Origin of the sequence: Brevundimonas olei (assembly GCF_037055245.1) — a bacterium.
GTDB lineage: Bacteria > Pseudomonadota > Alphaproteobacteria > Caulobacterales > Caulobacteraceae > Brevundimonas > Brevundimonas olei.
In genome coordinates, this window is the sequence record NZ_CP146369.1 from 1,009,741 (window position 1) to 1,029,351 (window position 19,611).

Consider the following 19,611-nt stretch of genomic DNA (forward strand, 5'->3'; position numbering starts at 1 on the left):
GGAAAGCGTCAGAACTTGTAGCGGGCGCCCACGAACACCTGACGGCCGGTGTGGTGGTAGACGTAGGTGCTGTCCCGCACCCCATCGAGCTCGCCGTGGTTCTGGCGGTTGGCCTCGTCCGTGAGGTTGATGCCCTCGAGGGTCAGCGTCAGGTGGTCGGTGACGTCGAACGAAGCCGAGGCGTCGATGCTGAGCGTCTCGGTCTTGCCGGTGGCGACGATGCCGCGCGAGCCGCCGTTGGAGGCCGGCACCTGCTGGTAGTAGGTGTCGCGATAGGCCGCCGACACCCGGGCGTTGAACCGACCGTCGTCATAGTAGAGCGTGGCGTTCCAGGCGTCGGGCGACAGGTTCACCAGATTGGCCGTCACATAGGCGGTGCAGGCGGCGGTGGTGCAGTAGTCGATCTCCGACTCCACATGGGTGAAGTTGGCCTGGACGCCCAGGTTCGAGAAGGCGCCCGGCAGGAAGGTGAAGGGCTGCTGATAGCTGATCTCGAAGCCCTTCAGCGGGCCGCCCGGCGTGTTGGTCGGACGGCTGAAGACGTAATCTTCCGCCGGGGGACGGTCTGCGGCGGCGGGGAAGGCTTCCGGGTTCATCGCCGTCAGTTGAGCATAAGTCAGCCGTTGCTGGGTCGTCTGAACGTAGGTCGAGATGTCCTTGTAGAAGAACGCCAGCGACAGCAGGGACTCCGGCGCGAAATACCATTCCAGCGACAGGTCGAAGGTGTCGGCGCGGTAAGGGTCCAGGTTCACATTGCCCAGCGACGCCGTGCGGTTGGCGGCGTTCGGCGCGCTGAGCGAGAAGACCGGCACCAGGCTGGTCACGGGCGGGCGCGCCATGACGCGGGCGGCGCCGAAGCGGACCATGACGTTTTCGACCGGCTCGATCGACAGGTTCAGCGACGGCAGGATGTCGTCATAGTTGTTGGCGCCGGTGATGCGCGTCGTCACTCCGCTGAGAGAGGAGTAGCCGGCGGCCTCGATCTCGGTGTTCACCCAGCGCGCGCCGAAGTTGCCGCGGACCGGCATGCCGACCCATTCGGTGTTCCAGTCCAACTGGGCCCATAGGCCGGTGTCCTTTTCCGTCACGTCGCGCCAGCTGCCCAGAGCCGTGGACCCGTTTTCAAGGCCCAGCAGACGGAAGTCGCCGCCAGCCACGCCGGTGTCGCACAGGCAATCGGCTCCATAGGCTTTCACGATCGCGTCGAGGTTCGGCGAAATCCAGGCGGTGGCTGAGCCTGCAGGCAGATCCAGATTCCTGCCGAAGCCGTCGAGCAGATAGGTCAGGCCGCCGATCGAGGCTCCCCCCGGTATGGCGGGCGCGGTGTTGGTCTTGCGAGCATAGCCTGAGCCTTCAGACTGATACTCCTTGTAGCTGGCGCCGACCTTGAACGTCATGCGGTCGTCGATGTCGAACTCGAAGGCGCCTTCGAAGGTCGTATAGGTGTTGCTCTGCGAACTGGATGACATACGCAGTTCTGAGAGGGGCTGGACGCCGGCCGGACCGGTGATGGTCCATTGGTTGGGATCCGTGACGTCGAAGCCGTAGTCGATCTTGGGCAGGTCGCGATTGTCGCGGAAATCGATCGACCAGCCGGCGCCGTCCTGATGGTCGATGATGGCGTTGACCTGGAGGGGGTTGTCGAACGTCGACTCGGAACGACCCGCCACGCCCCTGAAGCGCACGCTGTCCGAGAAGTCGTGTTCGATCTCCAGCGTATACTGCGAGAATTCGCTCTTCAGCTCGTCGAAGCGCTCTTCCGTGCGCATGTCCATGCCGTCGAGGAGCAGGTAGACCAGTTCGCCCGTTTCTGCGTCGGCGACGGCGTCGACGATCGTAACTCCAGGCTTGCCGCCCTGGCTGGCGTTGCGGCTTAACGACCAGGCCTCGAGGAAGTTCTCCTGACGGGTCGAATCCAGCTTGGAATAGAGGCCGTCCAAGCTGATCGTCGTGGCGTCCGAGGGGCGCCATTGCAGAGACAGGGTCGCGCCCAGACGCTCCTGCTCGTGGCTCAGACGGCCGTAGCGCGGAATGCGCGGGTGGAACAGGCCGCCGGCCGCATCCTTGCCGCCGGGCAGGGCCTCGGGGTTCAGGAAGCCGTTGTCTCCATTGGCCGGACCCCAGCGCACCGAGCTGAAGCCTTCCTCGATGGAGCTCTTGTCGCTGTAGGCCAGCGACAGCAGGGCACCGAACTTGCCGTCCATCCAGGTATTGGAGATCAGGCCGGCGAAGCGCGGGCTCCAGTTCTCCGACAGGTCGTTGTAGCCGCCCTGGACCGAGGCCACGGCGTTGAAGCCTGAATAGTCGAACGGCCGGGCCGTGCGCAGATCGACGGTGGCGCCCAGGGAGCCTTCCTCAACCTCGGCCGAGGCGGTCTTGCGCACGGTGATGTTGTTGAAAAGTTCGGAGGCGAAGACGTTGAAGTCGAACCCGCGGCCGCGGTTCACGCCGCCCGAGGAGTCCGTGGCGCCGGTGGTCGCCTGAGCTTCGATGCCGTTGATGCGGGTGCGGGTGAACTCCGAGCTGAGGCCGCGCACCGTGATGGAGCGGCCTTCGCCCGCGTCGCGGTCGATGGAGACGCCGGGGATGCGCTGGATCGATTCCGCCAGGTTGGTGTCGGGGAAATCGGCGATGTCTTCGGCCGAGATGGCGTCCACCACCCCGGCTTCCTTGCGCTTGATGTTGAGCGCGTTCTGCAGGCTGGCGCGGAAGCCGGTGACGACGATTTCGTCGACGGCGGTCGGCTGGTCGTCGGCTGGCGTCGACTGAGCCTGCGCCGCGCCGGCGAAGGTCAAGACGGCGAGCGAGGCGCCGAGCAGCAGCGAGGCGCGCGCAGGGGCGGCGTGATAGGGCATATGGTTCTCCTCCCAGTTGGACCCGCCAGGGAACGCCCGTCCCAGTTCAGGTCGCCGCTTTCGCGGGAACCGGTGTCAATTGCTGTTTGTCAGCGAGTTCCACCGGTGTCATACAGAGCTACGCACGTTTTTTATCCTGTGGCAAGATGATGGCGAAACGCTCCTCCGGCTAAGGTTTGAACCCTGCGAAACAACAACCGGAGCCGGCGCCTGACGTCCCCCGGCCCTTGAGGGAGACATCGTCAGCGCCGCCCAGGCGGGCGTTTTCATGCCTGTCGCCGTCTCCCTTCTTCTCCGCCCGATTCGCTTCGCTTCCGTTCCGATTTCGAGTTTCAGATGACCCAACCGCTTCGCTTGAATCCTGATCGTCTTCTGCCGGCCGATCCCGACACCCGCGCTGTCGCGAGGCGGCTGTACGCCGAGATCAAGGCTCTGCCGATCATCAGCCCGCACGGCCACACCGACCCGTCCTGGTTCGCGGGGAACGCCACCTTCGCCAATCCGGCCGAACTGCTGATCACGCCGGATCACTATGTCTTCCGCATGCTCTACAGCCAGGGCATGGCGATGGAGGATCTGGGCGTTCCCCGCGCCGACGGCGGGGCGGTCGAGACGGACCCGCGCAAGATCTGGCGACGGTTCGCCGAGAACTATCACCTGTTCCGCGGCACGCCTTCGCGGATGTGGCACGACTGGGTCTATGCCGAAGTCTTCGGCCTGGACGTGCGCCTGTCGGCTGAGACGGCGGACCACTATTACGACGTCATCGACGCGGCCCTGCAGACCGAAGCCTTCCGGCCGCGCGCCCTGTTCGACCGCTACAATATCGAGGTGCTGACCACGACTGAGTCGCCCCTCGACACCCTCGAGCATCACAAGGCGATCAATGCTTCGGGCTGGAAGGGGCGGGTGCTGACCGCCTATCGTCCCGACCCCGTGCTGGACCCGGACTATGAAGGGTTCCGCGACAATCTGAAGGTCCTGGCCGAACAGACCGGCCGGGACACCCTGTCGTGGGACGGCTACCTGCAGGCGCTGCGCGATCGGCGTGCCTTCTTCATCGAGATGGGCGCCACCTCGACGGATCACGGCCACCCGACCGCCTTCACCGCCGACCTGTCTCGCGCCGAGGCCGAGGCCCTGTTCCAGCGTGTTTCGACCGCGCCGGCCAGCGCCGAGGACGCTGAACTGTTTCGCGGCCAGATGCTGACGGAGATGGCGGCCATGTCGGTCGAGGATGGTCTGGTGATGCAGCTGCACCCCGGCTCCTTCCGCAATCACAACGGCTTCGTCTTCGAGCGCTTCGGCCGCGACAAGGGCGCGGACATTCCCACGCGCACCGACTATGTGCGCGCGCTGAAGCCCCTGCTGGACCGGTTCGGCTCGGACAACCGGTTGACCCTGATCCTGTTCACCCTGGACGAGAGCGTCTATGCGCGCGAACTGGCGCCGCTGGCGGGCCATTATCCGGCGCTGAAGCTGGGCCCCAGCTGGTGGTTCCACGACAGCCCGGAGGGGATGCGCCGCTTCCGCGAGAACGTCACCGAGACGGCGGGTTTCTACAACACGGTCGGCTTCAACGACGACACCCGCGCCTTCCTGTCCATTCCGGCGCGGCACGATGTGGCCCGTCGCATGGACTGCGGCTTCCTGGCCCGCCTGGTGGTCGAGCATCGGATGGAGGAGGACGAGGCCCATGAGGTGGCGCGCGCCCTGACCTATGATCTGGTCAAGGCGGCCTACAAGCTGTGACCCGCCTCGATGAAGCGGCCCTGACGGGCTTGCCGGACGACGTCGTGCGGCCCGGCTATGATCGTACGGCGGCCAGGACGGGCGTCGTGCACCTGGGCATCGGCGCCTTCCACCGGGCGCACCAGGCGGTGGTGTTCGACGATGCGCTCAAGAGCGGCGACCTGCGCTGGGGCGTGCTGGGCGCGTCGCTGCGGTCGCCCGGCGTGCGCGATCAACTGAACCCGCAGGACGGCCTCTACACCCTGGTCGTGCGCGACGGCGAACGCGAGGACCTGCGGGTCATCGGCGCCTGTCGCAGCGTGATGGTGGGGCCCGAAGACCCTGCGGCGCTCGTCGCGGCCATGGCCGACGCCGATGTCCACATCGTCACCCTGACGGTGACCGAGAAGGGCTATCGCCTGGACCCGGCCAGCGGCGAACTGCTGGTCGAGGATCCGGACGTCGCGGCCGACATCGCGGACATCGAGCGTCCTCGCACGGCCCCCGGTTTCATCGTCGCCGCCCTGCGCGCCCGGCGCACTGCGGGATTGGGGCCCTTTACGGTGATTTCCTGCGATAACCTTCCGCACAATGGACGGCGGATCCGCGCCGGGGTGCTGGCCATGGCCAGGGCGGTGGATTCGTCGCTCGCCGAGTGGATCGCGGCCGAGGGCGCCTTCCCCCAGACCATGATCGACCGGATCGTGCCGGCGACGACGGCTGAGGACGTGGTTCGCCTGACGGCCCGCCTCGGCGTCGAGGACCAGGGGATGGTCAAGGCCGAGCCCTTCACCCAATGGGTGATCGAGGACCGCTTCGCCGGCGAACGGCCTGATTTCGCCGCCCTGGGCGTGCAGTTGACCGATGCGGTCGAACCCTGGGAGGACGCCAAGCTAAGGCTGCTGAACGGCGCCCACTCGGCGGTCGCCTATCTGGGCGCGCTGTCGGGTCATGAGCACGTTCACGAGGCGGTGGCCGTTCCGGCGTTTCGCGCCTATGTCGAAGCTCTGTGGGACGAGGCGCAGACGACGCTGAACCCGCCGCCGGGCCTGGACGTGGCCGCCTATCGCGCCGAACTGATGGCGCGGTTCTCCAACTCCGCCCTGATGCATCGCACGCGTCAGATCGCCATGGACGGTTCGCAGAAGCTGCCGCAGCGCCTGCTGGCCGGCGCCGCCGAGCGCCTGGCGGCGGATCAGGGGATCGAAGCCATGGCCCTGGGCGTCGCCGCCTGGATGCGCTGGCAGGAAGGCGTGACGGAGCAGGGAGAGACCGTCGTGGTCGATGACCCGCTGGCGTCCCGAACCGCCGAACTGATCGAGGCGTCCGAGACCGACGAAGCCCAGGTCCGCGCCCTGTTGGGCCTGTCGGCGGTCTTCCCGGCGTCGCTGGCCGAGGAGCCGCGCTTCGTCGAGGCGGTGACGGCCGCCTTCCTGGCGTTGAGAGAGCATGGTGCGGTCGAGGCCGCACGCCGCGTGACGGAGTAGAAGATGAGCCGGGTCCTGATCCTGAACCCCGCCGATGACGTCGCCATCGCCCTGGACGACATTGCTGCGGGCGAGACGCCAGAGGGCTTGGAGACGCCAGCGCGCGCCGCCGTCGCCACCGGCCACAAGATCGCCCGGCGGGCGGTGGAGAAGGGCGGCCTGGTCCGCCGTTATGGCCAGGTCATCGGCCGGGCGCGTGAAGCCATCGCCGCCGGGGACCATGTCCACGTCCACAATCTCGCCATGGCTGAGGACGGACGCGAGGCCGAGGTGGGCGCCGACGTCCGCCGCCCGGCGCCGCTGTCCGGCGCGACCTTCAACGGCATCGTGCGGCCGAACGGCAGGGTCGGCACGCGCAACTACATCGGCGTCCTGACCAGCGTGAACTGCTCGGCCACGGTGGCGCGCCGCATCGCCGACGCCTTCCCTGACGCCAGCCTGCCCGACGGCGTGGACGGCGTCGTCGCCTTCACCCATCAGGGCGGTTGCGGAGGCTCGTCGCTGTCGAGCGACGTGACCCTGCTCCAGCGGACGCTGGCGGGTTACGCCCGGCATCCGAACTTCCATTCGATCCTCATCGTCGGCCTGGGCTGCGAGGCGAACCAGATTCCGGCCTGGCTGGCCAATGAGGGGCTGGAGGCGGGGCCGACCTTGCGCGCCCTGACCATTCAGGAGGCCGGCGGCACGGCCCGCGCCATCGAGGCTGGGATCGAGATCGTCCGCGAACTGGCGGCCGAGGCCGCCAAGGTCGAGCGTCAGCCGGTGTCGGCCTCGCACCTGACGGTCGGTCTGCAATGCGGAGGCTCGGACGGCTGGTCCGGCGTGACCGCCAATCCGGCGCTGGGCGCAGCCGTGGATATGCTCGTCGCCCACGGCGGTTCGGCCATGCTGTCGGAGACGCCCGAGATCTGGGGCGCCGAACACCTGCTTCTGCGGCGTGCGGCGTCGCAAGGGGTGGCGGACAAGCTGAACGCTCGCCTAGCCTGGTGGCGCGCCTATGCCGACAGGCACGGGATGGAGCTGAACAACAATCCGTCGCCCGGAAATCTGAAGGGCGGCCTGACCACCATTCTCGAGAAGTCGCTGGGAGCGGTGGCCAAGTCCGGCTCCACGCCGCTGAACGACGTGATCGGCTATGCCGAACCGCTGGCCGCCAAGGGGCTGAGCTTCATGGACAGCCCTGGGTATGATCCCTGCTCGGCGACGGGCCAGATCGCCTCGGGCGCCAATCTGATCGTGTTCACGACCGGACGGGGCTCGGTGTTCGGGGCCAAGCCCGCGCCGTCGATCAAGGTCGCCTCCAACGCCAGGCTGGCCAGGTGGATGGACGAGGACATGGACATCGACGCCTCGCCGGTGCTGACGGGCGCGTCGATGGAGGCGGTCGGGCAGGCCATCTTCGAGCGGATGCTGGCCGTGGCCTCGGGCGAGCCGTCGAAGTCCGAGGCCCTGGGCATCGGCGATAATGAGTTCGTGCCCTGGCAGGTGGGCGCCTATCTCTAGGCGCCCGCCTCCAGGCTGAGTTCAGCCCTCCAGCGCCTCGATCAGTTCGCCCATGTTGCGGATGAAGACCTGGGTCGAGACGCACTCGACCGGGTAGTCGGTGGTGTAGGGCGAGGTGTCCCACAGGTCGCCGACGCGGGTGGTCTGATACTCTCCGCCCGTCACCGCCGCCGGCGCCTCCCCGATGTAGGGGTTGGAGGTCGTGGTCATGAGCGAGGGCCAGTAGCCGCGCGCGTTCAGCGTCGTCACCAGCTGACCCGCACGCTCCGCGGCTGGCCGGGTCAGGCGTCGGGCGTCGGTGGACATGTCCCAGACGTCCACGTCCTGAAGCGTGAAGTATTTCGGCAGTTGCAGCGCGCCCGGACGGGCCTTGAGCGGGGAGTTGCGGCTGACCTCGTCCGGGGTCTGGGACGCCAGCGCCTCGTACTCGCGGCGCAGGGCGGCGGTGTCGACGTTGCGGAACGAGCCGTAGTGGACGATCAGGTTGTTGGGGTTGTCGTCGTAATAATACTGACCGTTGGTGATGTTCGACCCGCGCCGGTGGATGTAGACGGGCGTGTTCGATCCCTCGAGGATGAAGGTCGGGTGGGTGCGCCCCGGCGCGATCAGGTTCTGGGGCGTCTTCACCTGATCCAGCCAGTCCAGGGCCTCGGGCAGGCGGGCGATGTATTTGCGCTCGCCGGTCAGACGATAGAAGCCCATCATCGACTTGATGTTGGTTCCCGTGGCGTGGGTGGCGAAGGCCTGGGGCTCGATGGTTCGGGCGCCGGCGGGCTTCAGCGTGTCGGGGAAGTGCTGCAGACCCCATGCCGGCTGGGGCAGGGGCTGCTGGGTCTTCACGAAGATGTCCATGCCGCGATGGATGGCGTCCAGCACCCGCGGGTCGCCACGGCCGTTCGTCGCCAGCCCGTGATAGGCGTAGAGCAGGAACTCCAGGTTCTCGCCCGCCACATCGTCGTTGAAGGTGATGTAGGGGGTGTAGTCCTCATGGCCGTGCAGGCCGCCGTTTTCGACGAAGGGATAGCGCTGGGGCCAGCCGCCGTTCGGATACTGGGCGTCGAGAACGAACTGGATCGCCTTGTCCAGGGGCGCGCGGTACTTGCGCTCGCGCTTCTCCAGATAGATCCGCAACAGCAGTTGCGAAGCCTCGGCCGTTCCCGCGTCGTCGAAGGTGGCGTTGCCGTAGTAGCGGTGGAATTCCTCCATCCGCCAGGCGTTCTTGCCGTAGGTGGCGTACCAGCGCTTGAGCGACTCCTCGCCCGCCATGTCGATGACGTAGTTCCAGCCGCCGGCGGGATGCTGGCCGCGGATCAGGGCGTCGGCGGCGGACTTGGCGGCTTCATAGAACTGTTCATCGCCGGTGGCGTGATAGGCGTCCAGGAAGACGTGGCCGACCGTGGCGGTGCCGGGCGGCTGGACCCAGATCATCGTCGGCGAGGCTTCCAGTTCGCCCCAGCGGCGCGAGAAGTCCGGCAGGACATTCCACACATAGCCGCCACCGACGGCGGCCTCATCGGTCATGAACCGGGTCGCCCGCTTCATCGTCGCCACGATGGCGGCGCGATCGGGCGCGGTCTGGATCATGCTCTTGGCTAGGGCGGGGGCCAGGGCCGGGGCGGAGGCGGCCGTGAAGGTCGCGGCGGCGCCGGCGGCCAGCAGGGCGCGGCGATTCATGGATGTTGCGGACATGGTGTCTCCCTCGGATGCGTCGCCTCGCAGCTCTGACGGCTGCTTGCAGGCGAAGCTAAACACGAATGACACCGGTTTCCTAGTGTTTGAGCGCGACTGTGACGGCGCGCGGTTTCACGAAACCGTCAGCGGCGGATGTCGAAGCCCCCGTCGCCCATCGCCGCGCGGACCTCGGCGGCGGTGAACAGGTTGAAGTCGCCGGGCACCGAGTGTTTCAGACCGGCGGCGGCCAGACCGAAGTCGAGCGCCTCCTGGTCCGACCAGCCGCTCCACAGGCCGAACAGCACGCCGGAGGCGAAGGCGTCGCCGCCGCCCACCCGGTCGACCACGCCGGTCATGTGGATGGCCTCGGCGGCGGTTTCGATCACCTCGCCGTTCGCGCCGCGCGTCAGCATGACGGCGGACAGGGCCTGATCCGCGACGCTCTCCTGAACGCGCAGGGTGCAGGAGATTCGCTGCAGGCGCGGAAAGGCCTCAAATGCGGCGGCGGCGGCCAGGCGGCGGCGCGCGCCGGGGTCGGCGTGATCGAAGCGGCGGCCGAGCACCAGGGCGAAGTCACGGTCATCGGCGAAGGCGACCTCGGCCCCCGCCAGCATCCGGCCCAGGGTTCCGGGGGGATCGCCGTTCCACTGTTCCCACAGCTTGCCGCGGAAATTGCCGTCGTAGCTGATGCGGACGCCCTTGCGGACGGCGGCTTCGACCAGTTCGACAGCCGCGCGCGAGCCGTTGGGGCCGGTGGCGGGCGTCACGCCCGAGACGTGCAGCCATTCATAGCCGTCCAGCAGGGCGTCCCAGTCGAAGGCGTCGGCGACGCGTTCGACGAAGGCGGAGCCGGCGCGGTCATAGAGGACTTCCGACGGTCGCCGCACGGCGCCGGGCGTCAGGAAGTAAAGCCCCATGCGGCCGGGCGAGAAAACGATGGGGGAGGCGTCCACGCCATAGCGACGCACTTCGTCGCGTGTCGCCTGTCCCAAGGCGTTGTCGGGCAGGACGGTCGCCATCGCCGCCGGCGCGCCGAAGCGAGCCAGGGCGACGGCGACATTGGCCTCGGCCCCGCCCGGACGCACGGTCAGGGCGGGGGATTGAAGCAGCAGCTCGTTCTGGTTCGGGCTGAACCGCAGCAACATCTCGCCGAAGCAGAGAAGCTTGCCGCCGTTCGCGGTTTGAGGCCCGGGGGCTGCTGGGTGGTCGTCGCTCATGGTCTGGACGCTAGCGCGGGATCAGCGCGCCAGCCAGCCGCCGTCGACCGGCAGGGTGATCCCCTGCACATAGTCGCTGGCGCGGCTGGCCAGGAAGACGGCGGCGCCGCCCAGGTCGGCCGGATCGCCCCAGCGGCCGGCCGGAATGCGCCCGAGGATCTCCTTGGAGCGCACCGGGTCGTCCTGCAGCGCCTGGGTGTTGTCCGTGGCGAAATAGCCCGGTGCGATGGCGTTGGCGTTGATCCCGTGCTTGGCCCACTCATTGGCCATCAGCTTGGTCAGCCCCGCCACGCCGGATTTCGACGCGGTGTAGGACGGGACCCGGATGCCGCCCTGATAGGACAGCATGGAGGCGGTGTTGATGATCTTGCCCGGACGGCCGCCCGCGATCATCCGCTTCACCGCCGCCTGGCTGAGGAAGAAGAGGACCTTGAGGTTGACGTTCATCACGTCGTCCCAGTCCTGCTCGGTGAAATCCACGGCGTCGGCGCGGCGGATGATGCCGGCGTTGTTCACCAGGATGTCCACCGGGCCGAGCGCGGCCTCGGTCTCGTCCAGAATCCGCTCGATCGGCTCCATGGAGGTCAGATCGGCCTGGATGGAGACGGCCTTGCGGCCCTTGGCCAGGACCTTGCCCACGGTGTCGTCTGACGCCCGGCGGGCGACCGAGGCGACGTCCGCCCCGGCCGCAGCCAGGGCCAGGGCGATGCCCTGACCCAGGCCGGTGTTGCCGCCGGTCACCAGGGCGACCTTGCCCGTCAGATCGAAAGGATCAGCCATGCCCTGGTTTCCCTTACTTCAGCTGACAGATGTCGAGCTTGTTCATGTCGGTGTAGTCGAGGTTCTCACCGCCCATGCCCCAGATGAAGGTGTAGTTCGACGTGCCGGCGCCCATGTGGATCGACCACGGCGGGCTGATGACGGCCTCGCCGTCGGCCATGATGATGTGACGCGCCTTGTCCGGCTCGCCCATGAAGTGGAAGACGCGGTCGTCTTCGCCCAGGCCGAAGTAGAGATAGGCCTCCGAACGACGGTCGTGCAGGTGCGGCGGCATGGTGTTCCACACCGAGCCGGGCTTCAGCACGGTCACGCCCAGCAGCAGCTGGCAGGACTTCACCTTGGCGGGGACGATGTACTGATAGATGGTGCGTTCGTTCGAGGTCTCGAGCGAACCCATCTCCAGCGGCACAGCCTCGGCGATCGAGATCTTAGCCAGGTCGTAGCGCGTGTGGGCCGGGGTCGAGATCAGGTAGTATTTGGCCGGATTGGCGGCGTCCTTCGAGGTGAAGGAGACGTCGGCGGCGCCCATCGGGATGTAGAGGCCGTCACGGAAATCCAGGTCCAGGGTCTCGCCGTCGACGGTCACCGCGCCGGCGCCGCCGATGTTGACCACACCCAGTTCGCGCGCGACCAGGAAGGGCTGGCCGGCCAGCGACGGCGGCTCGGAATGGGTCGGCAGGCTCAGCGCCGCGTCGGTCGGCATGGCGCCGCCGATGATCATGCGCTCGTTGTGCGAATAGTTCAGGCTGATCCGGCCCGCCTGGAACAGGCCGCCGACCAGATAGCGGTCGCGCAGCTGTTCGTTGGAGGCGCCCTCCATCATGTCCGGATGGGTCGCGTGATAAACCTTGTCGTACACCTTGTTCCTCCAGGATTCCGCAGGCCGGAATCATTCATCGGCGGGATGATCCGCCTATGTCGTGTCCAGTTTGGTAACCGGTGTCAGTGCTTTGGGCAAGAGGAGGCCTTTTGTCGCGGGCGCGTCGGCTGCGCGCAGGCGGACGGCCTAGACCTGGATGGCGGAGCGACGCACCACGAGGGAAGGGCGGATTTCGGGTTGCTGCAGCCTGGCGGGATCGACGCCGCGCATGGGCGCCAGTAGTTTTTCCGCCGCCATCCGACCCATGTCGCGGATCGGCAGGCGCACCGAGGTCAGATTGGGCCAGATATGCGCCGCCATCGGCAGGTCGTCATACCCCACCACCGACAGGTCGCGCGGCAGTTCCAGCCCCCGTTCGCGCGCGGCCTGCATGACGCCCAGGGCCATGTCGTCGTTCAGGGTGAAGATGGCGGTGGGCGGTTCGGGCAGGGACAGCAGGGCGTGGGCGGCCTCGCGTCCCGAATCGAAGGTGTAGGCGCCCTGGATGTCATAGGCGGGCGGCAAGTTCACGCCGCGTTCCTTCAAGGCGTCGATGAAGCCCTGGCCGCGCACGACCGATGAGCGGAAGGAGGCCAGACCGCGCACCAGGGCGATGCGCCGATGGCCCAGATCCACCAGGTGCCGGGCGGCCTCGGCGGCGCCGATCCAGTCGTTGGTCACCACCATGTTCTGGGGCTGGTCCAGGGCGATCGAGGCGATGCGGACATAGGGGGTGTCCAGCTCGCGCAGCAGTTCGATCACCGTCTCGTCCTCGGACACCGAGGGCGGCATGATGACGCCGAACAGCCGCTGGCGTTCGACGAAGCCGCGAATGTCCTTCAGCAGGGTGGGGGAGGTGCGGCTGCACGGATGCACCACCAGTTCCAGGCCCGATCCCTTCAGGGCGTCCAGGATGCCCTGCTGCATGTTGACCACATAGGTAGGGCTGGGCTGATCATAGATCATCCCGACCAGGAAGGACCGGCGGAAGGCCAGGCCGCGCGCCTGCGGATCGGGCACGAAGCCCAGTTCGTCGATCGCCTCCTGAACGCGGGCGCGGGTTTCCTCGCGCACGAACGGAGACTGGTTGATGACGCGCGACACGGTCTTCTTGGAGACCTGCGCCACGCGGGCGACGTCATTGATGGTGGCGCGCTTGCCGGATTTCGCCGGTTGCGAATCCCGTTCTGACAAAGGCGTCCCCCTTTCCTGGTTCCTGGACCAGCCATAGCCGCGCCTGGCGTCAGACGCCACGGTTCATTGGCGATGAATGATTGACACCGGTTTCCATGAGCCGCCATTATCCGGAGCTTTCAATCGGGGCGTCACATTGATCCATCAGATTCTATCTTCGGAGCGCGGCCTGTGACGGCGGCGACGGACCCGGCCGCCGACCTGGCCGTAGCGCAGGCTTTCGTGGACCATCGGCTGGCGGCGCGAGCCCTGCCGGATTATCCGGGGGCGACGCCTGACGCCCTGAGCCGGTCCTACGCCATTCAGGATCAGGCGATCGCCCTGTTCCCGGACCAGGTCGTCGGCTGGAAGGTCGGCGGCGTCCCGCCGGCGCAACAGGCCGTGCTGGGCGCGCACCGGGTGGCGGGCGCCATCTTCGCGGCCAACGTCTGGACCGCAGGCGGGCAGCCGACGGACCTGCCGGCCATCGAAGGGGGGTTCGCCGCCGTGGAGGCCGAGTTCATCGCCCGCATCGGCGCCGACGTCGATCCGAACCGAACGGACTGGACGCTGGCGGACGCGGCCGATCAGATCGACGCCGTCTTCATCGGGGTGGAGCTGGCCGGCAGCCCGCTGTCCAGCATCAACGACCTGGGCTCGGCCGTGGTGGCGTCGGACTTCGGCAACAACGGCGGACTGGTGATGGGTCCCGAACTGACCGACTGGCGCGCGCGGATGGAGACCATTGAGGTCGAGACCCTGATCAACGGCCAGAGCGTGGGCCGGGGCGGCTCGGCTTCGCTGGCCGGGGGCGCGCTGGAATCGGTCCGCTTCCTGCTGGAGCACGGCGCGCGCCGCGGACGGCCGTTGACGGCGGGGACTCTGATCTCGACAGGCGCGGTCACGGGCGTCCACCGCGTGGACATCGGCGATGAATCGGTCTGCCGTTTCGCCGGCGCCGGCGAGGTTCGCTGCCGCATGGTGAAGGCCCGCCCGCAACACGATCCGAGAGGCTGACCGATCGGCTGACACAGGAAATCAGGCGCCCACCCGTCCGCAGAGGGATGCAGAAGACGGGACGCGCCGAGGAAACAAACGGAAAAGGACGCCTTCGATGACCGAGGCTTCGCAGACCGCCGAAAAGGGAGGGCCGATCCGCGTGACGGCCCCTCCGGCCGGCAAATACCGCTGGATCGTCATGTGGCTGTTGTTCGCCGCCATGGTGATCAACTACGTCGACCGTCAGATGATCGGCTTCCTGAAGCCGACCCTGTCGACCGAGTTGGGCTGGTCCGAAACAGATTACGCCGACATCGTTTTCTGGTTCCAGGCGTCCTACGCCGTCTTCTACCTGATCTTCGGTCGGGTCATGGACAAGATCGGCGCGCGCTGGGGCCTGGGGGTCGCCTTCTTCATCTGGCAGATCGGCCACATGATGCATGGCGCGGCTCGCGACCTGTCGCACTTCATCATGGCCCGCATGATCCTGGGCGTCGGCGAGGCCGGCGGCTTTCCCGGCGGCATCAAGGCCGTGGCCGAGTGGTTCCCCAAGAAGGAACGCGCCTTCGCCACCGGCCTGTTCAACGCCGGCACCAATATCGGCGCCATCGTCACGCCGTTGCTCGTCCCAGTTCTGGTACTCAGCTTCGGCTGGCAGATGGCCTTCGTCATCACCGGCCTGCTGGGCCTGATCTGGCTGCCGATCTGGCTGATCGTCTATCGCCGTCCGCGTGAAGTGAAGAAGCTGTCGACGGCCGAACTGGAGTGGATCGAGCAGGACCCGGCGGACCCCGTCGAGAAGATCGGCTGGAAGAAGCTGCTGACGGTCAAGGAAACTTGGGCCTACGCCGCGGGCAAGTTCCTGATCGATCCCATCTGGTGGATGTTCCTGTTCTGGCTGCCCGACTTCCTGGGCAAGACCTACGGGCTGGATCTGAAGACCTTCGGCCCGCCGATCGTCGCCATCTACCTGCTGTCCGACGTCGGCTCGGTCGGCGGCGGCTGGCTGTCGGGACGCTTCATGAACCGCGGCATGAACCTGAACAAGGCCCGCAAGCTGACCATGCTGATCTGCGCCCTGTGCGCCGTCCCGGTCGCCTTTGCGGCGTTCGCCTCCAACCTGTGGATCGCGGTACTGATCATCGGTCTGGCCACGGCGGCTCACCAGGGCTTCTCGGCCAACCTCTACGCCTTCCCCGGCGACGTCTTCCCGCGTGGAGCGGTAGGCTCGGTCGTCGGAATCGGCGGGATGCTGGGCGGCATCGGCGGCATGATCATGGCCAAGTACGCCGGCTTCGTGCTGGACAAGCTGGGCACCTACACCCCGATCTTCGTGGTGGCGGCCTCGGCCTATCTGGTGGCATTGCTGGTGGTCCACATCATCTCGCCCAGATACGAACCGGCCAAGGTCTAAGGACCCGACGCCGAGAGGGGCGCTCGTCTGAGGGGGCGGGCGCCCCTCTTCAATTCCACCGGGAGGGTTTCATGAACATCCATCGCCGCGCCCTGTTGAGGGTTGGAGCCGCCGCCGGCGGCGCGTTCGCCGCGCCGGGCGTCGTCCTGGCGCGCAATCAGGCTGTTGCGCCGCCCGACCCGACCGAGACGGTCCGCCTGTGGCCCGCCGGCGCGCCAGGCGGCGAAGGCGTGAGCGTGGTTCCCATCGTGCCGGAGCGATCGACGGACCCGAGCTATCGCGACCGCTACGCCCAGTACACGACCGATCCCCTGATGACGGTGGTGCGGCCCGCCCGGCCGAACGGTTCGGCCATGCTCCTGATTCCAGGAGGCGGCTATCGCTGGTCCGTTCTGGACAAGGAGGGCTTCGACGTGGCCCGCGTCTTCGCCGCCAGCGGGACGACCTGTTTCGTGCTGCGCTATCGGCTGCCGGCTGACGGTTGGGCGGCGGGACCGGACGCGCCCCTGCAGGATGTGCAGCGGGCGATCCGGCTGATCCGCAGCCGCGCGGCGGAGTTCGACGTGCGGCCGGATCGCGTGGCGGTGCTGGGCGCCTCAGCCGGCGGCCATCTGGCGGGTTTGGCCAGCGCCCGGACGGACGCCGCCTACGCCTCGACCGACAGCGCCGATACGGCGTCCCTGCGGCCGGACCTGACGGTGTTGCTCTATCCCGTCGCAACCATGACGGACCCCTACGTCCACGCGGGGTCCCGCGCCCACCTGCTCGGCGCCGCGCCCAGCGCCGAGGCGATCACGGCCTATTCGCTCGAGCAGATGGACTGGTCGGGCGCCGCGCCGGTCTTCCTGATCCATGCGATGGACGACGCCTCGGTGCCGGTCGAGAACAGCCTCATGCTTCTTTCCAGCCTGAAGGCGGCCGAGGTCAGGACTGAAGCTCACCTGTTCCAGGAAGGCGGTCATGGTTTCGGAACGCGCCTGATCGCCGGCCGACCGGCCGACGCCTGGCCCGAGCTGACGCGGCGCTGGGCTGCCCGGCTGGACTTCGCTCTTTAGAGGCTAGATCCGCTCCAGCGGCAGACGCATCCCGGCCACGATCAGACAGGCCGCGTCGGCGACGGCGGCGATGCGCTGGTTCAGGCGGCCGGCCTCGTCGCGAAAGCGTCGACCCAGCGGGTTGTCGGGGACCAGGGACCAGCCGACCTCATTGCTGACGACCCACAGCGCGGCGGGGCAGGCGGCCAGGGCCTGGGCCAGGTCGTGGACGGCGGCGGCCAGGTCGCGCTCGGCCAGCATCTGATTGCTGAGCCACAGCGTCAGGCAGTCGACGACGGCGACGTCCTCGGCCGACAGGGCGCGCACGGCCTCGGCCAGATCCAGCGGCGCCTCGACCTGACGCCAGCCCTGGCCGCGTTCGGCCTGATGGCGGGCGATGCGGTCGCGCATCTCGTCGTCGAAGGCCTCGGCGGTGGCGATGAAGACGGGCGAGCGGCCCGCCGCCTCGGCGGCCCTCTCGGCCTGTCGTTGGGCGTAGCCGCTCTTGCCGGAACGGGCGCCGCCGAGAACCAGCGTCAGGGTCATGCGTCGTCTCTCCGGTTGACCTGAACCGCGCGCGGTCCTACTGCCACGGTCGCGTCAGGTTCCCCGAAAGGGGATTGAAAGGGAACGGAGTGTGAAACTCCGGCTGTTCCCGCAACTGTAAGCGGCTAGCCCGCGCGTCATACGCCACTGGCGGTCCGGAAGGCCACGGCCTGAACGACTTCTGGGAAGGCGACGCGCACCGGCCTTGATCCGCGAGCCAGGAGACCTGCCTGTCGCCGTCGTTCTCCGTGCGGTCGGGATGTGCCGGGCGGTCGAGGCAACTCGTGTGACGACAGTCGTAAACCAGCCGCGTCAGCGGCCGCTTTCGCTCATCCGGGCGACGGGCGGTCCGGCGCGGCGTCGTCATATGGAGACCCGGAATGAACCGGACCGCATTCGCTACCTTGGCCGCCGCCAGCCTTCTGGCCGCCGCGCCCGCCTTCGCCATTGAAACCGTCGATCAACAGGCCGCCGCTCCCGACGTGGCGGGTCGCGCCGGCGCCATCGCCGTCGAGGACGTGGTCGTCACCGCCAACCGCTCCGCCCAGCCGATCGAGCGCGTCGGCGCCTCGGTCACTGTCCTGACCCAGGCTGCTATCGAGGCGCGCCAGACCCCGGCCGTGGTCGAACTGCTGGCCCAGACGCCGGGCGTCAGCTTCACCCGCAACGGCGGCGTCGGCGCCTCGACGGGCGTCAACATCCGCGGCGCCGAGAGCCAGCACACCGTCGTCCTGATCGATGGGGTTAAGTTGAATGATCCGTCCTCGACGCAGGGTGGTTTCAACTTCGGCAACCTGCTGATCGGCGACACGGCGCGCATCGAGGTGCTGCGCGGCGCCCAGTCGACCCTGTGGGGCAGCCAGGCCATCGGCGGCGTGGTCAACATCGTCACGGCCGAGCCCACCGAAGCCCTGCAAGGCAGCCTTGACGCCGAGGCCGGCGCGCACGGCACGACCTATTTCCGCGGCGGGATCGGCGGCGCCAACGAGCGCCTGAGCTGGCGTCTGGCGGCCAGCCGTTATGACACCGACGGCTTCTCGGCCTTCGCCAAGGGGACCGAGGACGACGGCTATACCAACACCGGCCTGTCGGGCCGCCTGAACGTCAAGGTGACGGACGCTGTTTCGCTGGACCTGCGCTCGGTCTGGTCCAGCGGCCGCAACGATTTCGACGCCTTCAACGGCGACAGCCGCGAATACGGCAAGACCCAGGAGCTGGTCGCCTATGCCGGTTTGAATTTCGACCTGCTGGACGGCCGGTTCCGCAACCGCATCGGCTACGCCCACACCGACACGGACCGTCGCAACTTCAACCCGGACAACAAGGTCCAGGCCCTGACCTTCGACGCGGAGGGCCAGAACCGCCGCTGGGAATATCAGGGCGCCTTCGCCTTCACTGAGGCCCTGAACGCGACCTTCGGCCTGGAGCACGAAAAGTCGGAGATGAAGACCCGCTCGCCCGGCGATTGGGATCCGAACCCGGCCTTCGGTCGGGGCGAGGCCGAGCTGAACAGCGCCTATGGCCAGCTTCAGTGGACGGTGCTGGACGGCCTGACCCTGACCGGCGGCCTGCGCTATGACGACCACGCCCAGTATGGCGACAACCTGCTGGGCCAGGTCGCGGCGGCCTGGGCCCTGAACGAGGGCGATACGGTGGTGCGCGCCAGCTGGGGCCAGGGCTTCCGCGCGCCGGGCCTGTATGAGCTGTACAGCGAGTACGGCAACCTGACGCTTCAGCCCGAAGAGTTCGACAGCTGGGAGATCGGTGTCGAGCAGCGCCTGTTCGACCGTGCTGTCGTCTCGGCGACCTACTTCAATCGCCAGGCGGACAATGAGATCCGCTACAACGGCTGCTCGACGCCCTCGACGGACCCGCTGTGCACCGTCAACGGCGCGGGCCGCTGGGGCTATTACCGCAACGTCCAGAAGACCGAGGCGCAAGGCGTCGAACTGGTCGGCCGCGTGGATGTGACGGAGCGCCTGAGCGTCAGCGCCAACTATACCTGGACCGACGCCATGAGCGCCTCGGGCGCCACGGACGGCAAGCGTCTGACGCGCCGTCCCGAGCATATGGCGAACTTCGCCGCCGACTACGCCTTCGCCTTCGGCCTGAAGACGGGCGTGGCGGTGCGTTACGTCGGCGAGACGTTCAACAACGACACGAACACGGTGAAGGTCGGCGCCTACACCCTGGTCGATCTGCGCGCCTCCTACCCGATCAACGACAACCTCGAAGTCTACGGTCGGATCGAGAACGCCTTCGACGAGGACTATCAGACGGTCCTGAACTACGGCGCGCCGAGCCAGGGCGTGTTCGGCGGCGTTCGCGTCCGGTTCTGATGT

General features: G+C 67.7%; 14 protein-coding genes and 1 riboswitch. Of the genes, 7 read left to right on the plus strand and 7 right to left on the minus strand.

All coding sequences use genetic code 11. The annotated features are described in order from the left end of the window. Positions 1–8: 8 nt before the first annotated feature. Positions 9–2,855, minus strand: a complete 2,847-nt coding sequence (locus V8J38_RS04815; RefSeq protein ID WP_338578117.1) for a TonB-dependent receptor — start codon at positions 2,853–2,855, stop codon at positions 9–11. Between the two features lie 336 nt (positions 2,856–3,191). Here V8J38_RS04815 and uxaC point away from each other — a divergent pair, with 336 nt between their 5' ends. The 3 genes from uxaC to V8J38_RS04830 are packed head-to-tail and all read left to right on the plus strand — an operon-like array spanning position 3,192 to position 7,576. Next, the gene (gene uxaC, locus V8J38_RS04820; protein ID WP_338578118.1) at positions 3,192–4,607 is read left to right on the plus strand and encodes a glucuronate isomerase; all 1,416 of its coding nucleotides are present in this window, start codon (positions 3,192–3,194) and stop codon (positions 4,605–4,607) included. Next, positions 4,604–6,073, plus strand: a complete 1,470-nt coding sequence (locus tag V8J38_RS04825) for a mannitol dehydrogenase family protein (protein ID WP_338578119.1) — start codon at positions 4,604–4,606, stop codon at positions 6,071–6,073. Before uxaC ends, V8J38_RS04825 begins: the two co-directional genes overlap by 4 nt. Before the next feature lie 3 nt (positions 6,074–6,076). After that, the gene (locus V8J38_RS04830) at positions 6,077–7,576 is read left to right on the plus strand and encodes an altronate dehydratase family protein (protein ID WP_338578120.1); all 1,500 of its coding nucleotides are present in this window, start codon (positions 6,077–6,079) and stop codon (positions 7,574–7,576) included. Positions 7,577–7,597: 21 nt separating this feature from the next. Here V8J38_RS04830 and V8J38_RS04835 read toward each other — a convergent pair whose 3' ends face one another. The 5 genes from V8J38_RS04835 to V8J38_RS04855 form a co-directional block, all read right to left on the minus strand. Next, positions 7,598–9,265, minus strand: a complete 1,668-nt coding sequence (locus V8J38_RS04835; RefSeq protein ID WP_338578121.1) for a pectate lyase — start codon at positions 9,263–9,265, stop codon at positions 7,598–7,600. Between the two features lie 125 nt (positions 9,266–9,390). Then, positions 9,391–10,464 (minus strand): sugar kinase, encoded by a 1,074-nt coding sequence (locus V8J38_RS04840; protein ID WP_338578122.1) that lies wholly within the window; start codon positions 10,462–10,464, stop codon positions 9,391–9,393. 21 nt (positions 10,465–10,485) lie between these two features. Continuing rightward, complete coding sequence (kduD, locus tag V8J38_RS04845) at positions 10,486–11,244, minus strand: 2-dehydro-3-deoxy-D-gluconate 5-dehydrogenase KduD (protein ID WP_338578123.1); 759 nt, start codon at positions 11,242–11,244, stop codon at positions 10,486–10,488. Positions 11,245–11,257: 13 nt separating this feature from the next. Further along, positions 11,258–12,103: a 5-dehydro-4-deoxy-D-glucuronate isomerase gene (gene kduI, locus V8J38_RS04850; protein ID WP_291776947.1), complete on the minus strand. Its 846-nt coding sequence runs from the start codon at positions 12,101–12,103 to the stop codon at positions 11,258–11,260. A 147-nt stretch (positions 12,104–12,250) separates the two neighbouring features. After that, the gene (locus V8J38_RS04855) at positions 12,251–13,297 is read right to left on the minus strand and encodes a LacI family DNA-binding transcriptional regulator (RefSeq protein WP_338578124.1); all 1,047 of its coding nucleotides are present in this window, start codon (positions 13,295–13,297) and stop codon (positions 12,251–12,253) included. A 171-nt stretch (positions 13,298–13,468) separates the two neighbouring features. Between V8J38_RS04855 and V8J38_RS04860 the strand changes: the two genes are divergently transcribed. The 3 genes from V8J38_RS04860 (at position 13,469) to V8J38_RS04870 (ending at position 16,744) form a co-directional block, all read left to right on the plus strand. Then, complete coding sequence (locus V8J38_RS04860) at positions 13,469–14,293, plus strand: 2-keto-4-pentenoate hydratase (RefSeq protein WP_338578125.1); 825 nt, start codon at positions 13,469–13,471, stop codon at positions 14,291–14,293. Positions 14,294–14,474: 181 nt separating this feature from the next. Next, positions 14,475–15,689 carry an MFS transporter gene (locus V8J38_RS04865; RefSeq protein WP_291777102.1) on the plus strand — a complete coding sequence of 405 codons (1,215 nt, stop codon included), beginning with the start codon at positions 14,475–14,477 and terminating at the stop codon, positions 15,687–15,689. Positions 15,690–15,760: 71 nt separating this feature from the next. Continuing rightward, the gene (locus tag V8J38_RS04870) at positions 15,761–16,744 is read left to right on the plus strand and encodes an alpha/beta hydrolase (RefSeq protein ID WP_338578126.1); all 984 of its coding nucleotides are present in this window, start codon (positions 15,761–15,763) and stop codon (positions 16,742–16,744) included. Positions 16,745–16,747: 3 nt separating this feature from the next. Here V8J38_RS04870 and cobU read toward each other — a convergent pair whose 3' ends face one another. Beyond that, the gene (cobU, locus tag V8J38_RS04875) at positions 16,748–17,269 is read right to left on the minus strand and encodes a bifunctional adenosylcobinamide kinase/adenosylcobinamide-phosphate guanylyltransferase (protein WP_338578127.1); all 522 of its coding nucleotides are present in this window, start codon (positions 17,267–17,269) and stop codon (positions 16,748–16,750) included. Between the two features lie 39 nt (positions 17,270–17,308). Beyond that, positions 17,309–17,517: riboswitch (cobalamin riboswitch) on the plus strand. A 132-nt stretch (positions 17,518–17,649) separates the two neighbouring features. Here cobU and V8J38_RS04880 point away from each other — a divergent pair. Then, positions 17,650–19,608 carry a TonB-dependent receptor plug domain-containing protein gene (locus V8J38_RS04880; protein ID WP_338578128.1) on the plus strand — a complete coding sequence of 653 codons (1,959 nt, stop codon included), beginning with the start codon at positions 17,650–17,652 and terminating at the stop codon, positions 19,606–19,608. Positions 19,609–19,611 lie beyond the last annotated feature (3 nt).